We start from the raw sequence: 4,934 nt of genomic DNA on the forward strand, positions 1-4,934 counted from the left end.
GTATCGTTTTGGAGAAGCTAGTCCCGATGGCTATCGGGATAGAAGCTAGAAAATAGTCCCGATAACTATCGGGATCGTGACGTTCACCCTTTTACGTATCATCTTCCCAACCTAACCCATGTATCGTTGGTGCCTGAGCCTTTCGAAGGTTGGTGCCTGAGCCTGTCGAAGGCTAATGGAGATTTTTGTATTAAGACTTGAGTATTAAGACTTCGTAACGTTCACCACTTCACGTATCGTTTTGCATAACCTAATCCGTAATTCGTCGGAGCCTGAGCTTGTCGAAGGCCAATTTTTCTTTTTCCATTTTTTCCATTTTTTCCATTTTTTCCATTTTTTTCCGGGTGAGCGACAGCAGCGGCATACTTTTTTGCGCTATGGAGTTTCCACTACTGCTAAAGCAAAAAAGATACAGCGAATGGCGCGACGGCGGTTCTGCGAAACGTTTGCGAAGCGCTACGATTGCACCGCCGGCACCCCCAAATAAAAACCGATCATCCAGAACGCAATGAACACTTTGTTTTGGGGATGAAGTTGTAGCAATTTATCGCGATACAAGCAGCCAATCGGGTTACAAATCAAGTTTCCAACGATCCGAGTTTTAAAACTTTTAAAACTATTCTAACTTTAAAAACTTAATCCTTACTTTTGCGACACTTCATACCCATTAAAAGCAATATATGGACATTCACGAATACCAAGGGAAAGAAATTCTCGCATCGTACGGAGTTAAAGTACAACGCGGTTACGTAGCAAACAATCCGGTTGAGGCTGTGGCAGTTGCGAAACAATTAACTGCTGAAACAGGTACAGGATGGCACGTTATTAAAGCGCAAATTCACGCCGGAGGCCGCGGAAAAGGCGGTGGCGTTAAATTAGCCAAAAACCTGCAACAAGTAGAAGAGCTCGCCGAACAAATCATCGGAATGAGCCTCATCACGCCACAAACACCACCTGAAGGAAAGCGCGTACACAAAGTGCTTATCGCAGAAGACGTGTACTACCCAGGCGAAAGCGAAACTAAAGAATTCTATATGTCGGTTTTGCTTAACCGCAGCAAAGGCCGTAACATGATTATGTACTCTACCGAAGGCGGTATGGATATCGAAGAAGTGGCTGAACACACACCACATTTAATCTTCACCGAAGAAATCGACCCAGCATACGGATTACAAGCGTTTCAAGCACGACAGATTGCCTTTAACCTAGGCTTGTCTGGAACTGCTTTCAAAGAAATGGTAAACTTCGTTCAGGCTTTGTACAATGCCTATATCGGTTCTGATGCATCGATGTTTGAAATCAACCCGGTTTTGAAAACATCCGACAATAAAATTATTGCAGTTGATGCCAAAGTAAATCTCGACGACAATGCCTTGTATCGTCACCCGAACTTGGCTGAATTACGCGACGTTCGCGAAGAAAATCCGATCGAAGTAGAAGCTAAAGCTGCAGGTTTGAATTACGTTGACCTCGACGGAACCGTAGGTTGTATGGTGAACGGCGCTGGTTTAGCTATGGCCACCATGGATTTAATTAAGTACGCCGGTTTTGAACCTGCAAACTTCCTTGACGTAGGTGGTACAGCCGATGCAAAACGCGTTGAGCTAGCATTCCGCATCATCCTTCGCGATCCAAATGTAAAAGCAATTTTGATCAATATCTTTGGTGGAATTGTTCGTTGCGACCGTGTAGCGCAAGGGGTAATCGATGCCTATAAAAATATGGGCGACAGCATTAAAGTGCCAATCATTGTTCGTTTACAAGGTACCAATGCCGAATTAGCGAAGGAAATGATTGACAACTCTGGAATGCCAATCCTTTCGGCAGTACAATTCCAAGAAGCAGCCGACCAAGTTCAAAAAGCTTTGAGTTAATTGTTTTAAATGTTTTTATAAAAAAATCCCGATTGCTTTTGGAATCGGGATTTTTTGTTTTACTGAATTTCGAACTTGCTTTTAATGCGCATCTTCCGAACTGCACAATCCAACGATGGTATGGAAAACGTCGTGTAATGCCGCAATTTCTTTCGTTAAGGTGGCATCAGCTGCTTTCGATTTCACCAATTTGTTGAGTTTCTTACTTCCTTTCACCAAATCGGCTACCGCTTTTTTCACTTCTTTTTTATCAAATGGTGCCGGAATCGGATTTTTAGCCAGCGCTTCGGCTTTTAAAACCAGTTCGCCACTGCGGGTTTTCAACGGTTCTAAGTTTCCTTCCTCGCTCGGATGAAAGGTTTGGCTCATCGTTTTGTGGAAATCTTTAATCTGCGGCCAATCGTCGAACTTTCCTTTAGGTGCGGCCACATCGTATAGTTTACTCACTTCATCCCAGTTGATGACGTTCCAAATGGCTTTCAAGTAATCCGGACGCTTGTTCTGATACTTCAAATAATACGCGTGTTCCCAAACGTCTATCCCTAAAATGGGCGTTCCTTTTTGGTCGACCACATCCATCAACGGATTATCCTGATTAGGCGTCGAACTAATAAAAAGCTTTTTCTTGCTATCTACGCTCAACCACGCCCAACCCGAGCCAAAACGTTTGGTGGCAGCGGCTTCCATCTTAATCTTTAAACTGTCTAAACCGCCGAGTTGTTCGTTAATGGCGGTAAGTAATCGGCTCGACGGTTGTGTGCCTTTATTTGGCGTTAAAATCGTCCAGAACAAACTGTGGTTGTAATGTCCGCCGGCATTGTTTCGCACCGCATCCGAATATTTTGAAACCGATTTCAATAAGTCTTCCAACTTCAATGCACCTAAATTTTCGGCTGCCACCGCTTTGTTCAGATTCGTGACGTAGGCTTGGTGGTGTTTATCGTGGTGAATAGTCATGGTTTGCGAATCAATATAAGGTTCCAAAGCCGCAACGTCGTAGGGCAGTGGAGGTAGGCTAAAGGGCGTTTGTGCCGCACTTATGCCCACTGCGAAAACGGTAATAATCCCGCTCAAAAGTTGTTTTTTCATTTCAATAGTGGTTTGTAATCTATGCGAAGGTATCGCTAAATTTAAAAATATGGGTACAAATTAACGTTGTGTTCGTACTTCGGTTAATCGGTTTTCGACGCGTCGTCTGCGTCTAAATCCAATGCTTTTAACGGCGATTGTTCCGAACCCAACGGCAAACTCTCCACATTGCGCAATTTGCGTTCAATTTGGTTGCTGCGGGTCGTCAAAACGGTATCTAACTGACCCAATCCCGTGGTAATGTTGTTTTTTGCTTTATTAAGTAAATCGCCAAAAGTTGTAAACTCGCGTTTCACTTCGCTCAGCACCTTCCAAACTTCGCTGCTTCGTTTTTGGATAGCAAGCGTACGGAAGCCCATTTGCAAACTGTTGAGCAAGGCCACTAAAGTGGTGGGACCGGCAACGGTTACATTAAACTCGTCTCGGAGCTGGTCTACTAAACCGCTTCGGCGAATTACCTCGGCATAAATGCTCTCAAACGGTAAAAACATAATCGCGAAATCGGTTGTTTTCGGCGGATCGAGATACTTGTCGCGTATATCTTTTGCCATTTTTTTAATGGTGGTTTCTAAGTTTTTTGTCGCCACTTCAACCTCTTCTATATCGCCGTTTTCGTAGGCGGCAAGCAGGTGTTCGTAGGCATCTTTCGGAAATTTCGCATCGATTGGCAGGTACACAAATCCGTTTTCGTCTTCGGTTCTTCCGGGCAGTTTTATCGCAAATTCCACCGGTTCGTTGCTACCCGATTTTGTTCTCACGTTCGAGTCGTATTGCGATGGTGCTAAAATTTGTTCCAGGATCATCGCTAACTGCACTTCGCCAACGCCACCGCGTAATTTTACGTTGCTCAAAACCTTTTTCAGACCGCCAACATCGGTGGCAATGGTTTGCATTTCACCCAATCCTTTCTGAACTTCAATTAATTGTTTTCCAACTGTTTCAAAACTTTCTCCTAAACGATCACTTAATGTTTTGGTAAGCTTTTCGTCAACCGTCAACCGCATTTCTTCCAGCTTCTTTTCGGTACCCACAATCAGTTCCGTTTGCTTTTGCTCAAGCTGACCGAATTTCTCGCGTTGCAGTTCGTTAAACGAGGCTACGTTTTTATCAAAACTCTCTCTAAACTCTTTGAAAACCAAACCAATAGATTCGCGCATCTTCTCCTGGTCGGCCAAGTTGTGTCGGGTAATTTCGGTCAGTTTTTCTTCCAAACTGTATCGCACTTTCTCGAGTTGTACCACTGTGTCTTTCACCAGTTTTTCTTGCACGAGCAGCAATTCATCGAATTTAAGTTTTTGGCTGTCAGCAAATTGCTGTAGTGCGCGTTGTTGTGCTTCACGGTTCGCGGTATTGTTCTCGTCTATGCGCAGCGAAAATTTATCCAAGCGTTCGTTCGTTTCGGTACGTGCAGTGGCGGCAACTTGCGCAGCTTCTTGGCGGTTTGCCCGAAATTCCTCGCGAATAACTTGTTCTGTCTGATTTAATTTTTGTTCAAACTGTTGAAAACGTTCGTCAATTTTCGTTTCGCTTTTCGGTCTGAGTTGCAAATACAGCAAAACCAGCGATAGTAAAACGGCAAGTACGCCCAATAATGTAAGTATCGTCATAAAATATGGATGTCTGTTGTTTTTTTGGCCCTTCCGGCGGGTCGTGCCTCCGACGCCGTCGCGCTTTCCCTACAACCTTGTCGCCAAAATTCGGCAAAAGCTCAAGTTCTTTCGGCTTCTGAGGTCGCCGTAATCACTTGGCTTTTGCAGCGGCTTTCAGCAACAAGGGTTTTCGTCCAATCGCTAAGGGAACATAGTGCTCGACGCAAGAAGCTGCTAAATTACAGCGAAATTTTTTTAAAAATATGCGGTTTTTCCGTAACCGTGTTTCGTTTTTTTTTCGTTGGGATTAACCCGTTTTCCCCTTCCCGTTTCGGGCGAAGTTCCCGAAAAAAATCGACATAGCATTACGGGAAATCCGTAA

3 protein-coding genes are annotated in these 4,934 nt (G+C 44.2%); 1 reads left to right on the forward strand and 2 read right to left on the reverse strand.

The annotated features are described in order from the left end of the window. The first annotated feature begins 680 nt into the window (after positions 1-680). The gene (sucC, locus tag Q0064_RS05355) at positions 681-1,874 is read left to right on the forward strand and encodes an ADP-forming succinate--CoA ligase subunit beta (RefSeq protein WP_094486911.1); all 1,194 of its coding nucleotides are present in this window, start codon (positions 681-683) and stop codon (positions 1,872-1,874) included. 81 nt (positions 1,875-1,955) lie between these two features. On the opposite strand, the gene Q0064_RS05360 is transcribed toward sucC, so the two are convergent. Both Q0064_RS05360 and rmuC read right to left on the reverse strand, forming a co-directional pair. Continuing rightward, positions 1,956-2,963: a superoxide dismutase gene (locus Q0064_RS05360; protein ID WP_366094823.1), complete on the reverse strand. Its 1,008-nt coding sequence runs from the start codon at positions 2,961-2,963 to the stop codon at positions 1,956-1,958. Between the two features lie 83 nt (positions 2,964-3,046). Then, the gene (gene rmuC, locus Q0064_RS05365; protein WP_298145414.1) at positions 3,047-4,570 is read right to left on the reverse strand and encodes a DNA recombination protein RmuC; all 1,524 of its coding nucleotides are present in this window, start codon (positions 4,568-4,570) and stop codon (positions 3,047-3,049) included. Positions 4,571-4,934: the final 364 nt, after the last annotated feature.

It is taken from the genome of Flavobacterium sp., from assembly GCF_027490375.1.
Classification (GTDB): Bacteria; Bacteroidota; Bacteroidia; order Flavobacteriales; family Flavobacteriaceae; genus Flavobacterium.